Source organism: Trichloromonas sp., from assembly GCF_041583255.1.
In the GTDB taxonomy this organism is placed as follows: Bacteria; Desulfobacterota; Desulfuromonadia; order Desulfuromonadales; family Trichloromonadaceae; genus Trichloromonas.
Map to the genome: position 1 here is coordinate 1 of NZ_JBFHGD010000304.1, position 2,919 is coordinate 2,919.

The 2,919-nt window shown below is 53.4% G+C and carries 4 protein-coding genes; 2 read left to right on the forward strand and 2 right to left on the reverse strand.

Annotation, left to right across the window (positions count from 1 at the left end):
• The first annotated feature begins 104 nt into the window (after positions 1-104).
• On the forward strand, positions 105-776 hold the full coding sequence (locus ABYV89_RS16000) for a hypothetical protein (RefSeq protein ID WP_432823933.1): 672 nt from the start codon (positions 105-107) through the stop codon (positions 774-776).
• Between the two features lie 123 nt (positions 777-899).
• On the opposite strand, the gene ABYV89_RS16005 is transcribed toward ABYV89_RS16000, so the two are convergent.
• Both ABYV89_RS16005 and ABYV89_RS16010 read right to left on the reverse strand, forming a co-directional pair.
• The gene (locus ABYV89_RS16005; RefSeq protein WP_432823934.1) at positions 900-1,085 is read right to left on the reverse strand and encodes a hypothetical protein; all 186 of its coding nucleotides are present in this window, start codon (positions 1,083-1,085) and stop codon (positions 900-902) included.
• 149 nt (positions 1,086-1,234) lie between these two features.
• Positions 1,235-1,819: a TetR/AcrR family transcriptional regulator gene (locus ABYV89_RS16010; RefSeq protein ID WP_432823935.1), complete on the reverse strand. Its 585-nt coding sequence runs from the start codon at positions 1,817-1,819 to the stop codon at positions 1,235-1,237.
• 502 nt (positions 1,820-2,321) lie between these two features.
• Between ABYV89_RS16010 and ABYV89_RS16015 the strand changes: the two genes are divergently transcribed.
• A partial coding sequence (locus ABYV89_RS16015; RefSeq protein ID WP_432823936.1) for a PDC sensor domain-containing protein occupies positions 2,322-2,919 on the forward strand: 598 nt, incomplete at its 3' end.

A 2,919-nucleotide genomic window follows, 5' to 3' on the forward strand; every position in this document is an offset into this window, starting at 1 on the left:
AATTCTAAAAAACAGGGGGCTGGCCAAATGGCCTGCCCCCTGCACAAACCCGTTAAAATCACGAGAAATAAGCATCAGCAAATCCGCCGCAGGGAGTCTATCGAATGAGTAAATTCATCTATGGGATCGCACTGACCGTTGTTTTTTTTCTCCCAGTATCGTCTCTGGCAATGCCCTGCCACTGCTTTACCGATCGGGATTATGATCCAGGACAACCTGCCGCGGCGGACCCTTACTTTCTGGCCACGACGGAAAATTCGTTTTTTGCTGTCGTCAATGGAATGCAGAAAAAGGACGTTGTCTTCGCCAAGCAAACCCCCTCGACCACGGCGGAAAACCTCTGGGTCGCCTACTGGCTGGCGGAAAAAACCGGCGAGCCGACAAAAACATTGATGAAGTCCCGCTTCCGCAATCGCTCGTGGGCGACCACCCTCTCCGCATTGGAAATCAATCGTGACGGGTTGCCGGTTGCGACCAGAATTCAACTGGAGGCCGATCCCGACGACCTGACCCTGGCCAGCTCAGTCATCGACACGATTTTGGAAGAACGAATGGTTATATCAGGAAGGGAATTGCAACAACTCAGGACGGCGGGTGCGGATAATAAACAAACCATCATCGCTTCATTGCTGGCGTTAAAAACCGAAAGAGTCGCTATCGAGTACCTTAATGAAGTACTGGCAGGGCAACGTTCCTGGGGGACCCACCTGCTCAAATCCGGCCTGAACGGCAACGACATGGAAGCCGAAATCAAGAGATTACTTCAGGGGCAATAAGCGAAGCACCCCCCATGCAATACGATCCGTACCAAAGAGCATTAACGGGCGAGTGGCCAAACTGAAAGTGAGCTGACAAAGCGGCTGCGCCAAGCGAATTTCGGCGCAGCCGCTCTCTTTCGTTTATGGATGATCTTTGGTCTGATCCGGATGGCAGGGAGCACAGTTCATCTTGGTTCGAGTATCTTCAAGGGTTCCTTTTTGGTCATGGCACGCCCGGCACGCCTGGACTTCCGCCGGGATCGGGAACGCCGCCTTGAAGGAACCGTCCAGATCGGCATTCAGCACTTCGACCGTTTTCTTCGCCAAGGAGGCAACCATTCAAAAGCCCCGGCCTGCTTCTGCGCAAAAAGCAGCAGGCCACAAACACAGAAGTCGTCACGCCAGCTGGCGAGACGACTTCGTAAAATCACCGGATCGAAGAGACTGAATCAGCAACCGCTACAGTGCCAATCAGGTCAAACCTTGATCGCCGCCCAGGCGTTGGCGATCAACTCGTCGGCCGATTTTGCAAGCGGTTCCTGCAGCACCCCCTGCAACCGCAGCTCGGCGGCCCGCAAAATCACCCCGGTATAGGAAACGGCCGAAAGCAGATAATCACCCTGTCGCAATTCCCCTTTTTCGATCCCCTCGGCAACGATCGCCTGAATCTTCCGAAACGGCCGGGTGGAACAGATCGGGTAGGCTTCGAGGAGAAACTCCCCGTGTTTCATGAACATCATGTACTCCATCTGCTCCGGGTCCGTCTCGACAATTTCGAAAACCAGTTCGGCAAACACCCGCAGCTTCTCAAAGGTCGACATACACCCATCGAGCCGGGCCTCGAACCGCTCTTGAAAGTCAAGCAGGGTCTGTTCGTGGATATAGCGGGCCAGTTCGGCCTTGTTGGCAAAGTAGCTGTAGATCGCGCCGGTACTCACCCCGGACTCTTTGACGATCTGCGGGATCGAAACGTTATGATACCCCCTGGCAACGAACAAAGACCGGGCTGAAGAAACAACCCAGACCATTTTCTGTTCGGGATCGATGGTTCGTTTTTTCATCCGGATCTCCTTGTTCAATTGCATTGAATTCTGCCTTGTTTTTATCATCTTAACCGGCATCCCGTCAATCGGGCCGTATCCCTGCAAGCGAGAAAGTAATTGCGGACGAAAACCTTCAGGCATGGGGAGTGGATGCCCCTCGGCTACAGGCAAGGAGAATGACTTCCGATTCTTTGGTACAAAGGTTGCAAATCCTACCGTTGGCGCAAAATTCTCTAGCGCCCGAAAAGACAGTAGCGACTCTCGGGACATTGATCCGTTATTTTCCAATGCCGGATTGGACTGACTTCTGGCGGGATAGCGGCCCAGAGTGAACCGCCCCTGAAGACATCTGCCATCGATGCTCCGACTGTCATTATTTCGACACCTGTCAACAGGCACAGCAACCACGAACATCGACATCGAGTAGGCTCATGGTAACGCTCCGACAATAACCTGACGGCAAAACCGTCATTCATGCCTATTGGCAAGGTGCAGCTTGCATTTACTCACGTCCAAAACAGTGCGGACTGCGACCCGATTCAGCCTGACCTCGAAAATCACCCTGGCGGTGTCCCTGCTGGTTACGGTTTACCTGTGCGCGATTGCACTGGTCGGACAGATTTACTTCGAAAAAAAGTTCAAGGAATCGATCTCGAACCAGCAGTTCACCCTGGTCTCAGCCCTGGCCGATGAAATCGACCAGAAGCTGCTGGCCGCCCAGGGCGAACTGACCGCGGTTGCGCACACTATCGACCTGGGTCTGGCCGACACACCTGAGGCCATTCAGCTGATTCTCGACCGGCGCATTGACACCCAGCTCATTTTTGACAATGGACTCTATTTCTTCTCTTCCTCCGGGGTGCTGGAAACCAGCACCCCGATGCAGACCGAAATTCTCGGCAAAGACTTCTCTTCCCGGGATTATCTGCAAAAAACCCTGAAAACCGGGGAACCACAGATATCCGAACCCTTCTTCTCGGATCAAAGCCATCACCACCCGATCCTCATGTTTACGGCCCCGATGTTTGACCACAACGGTCACATCAAGGGAATATTGAGTGGCAGCATCGACCTGCTCAAGGATAATTTTCTCGGCCGGATCCCGGATGTCAATAAAC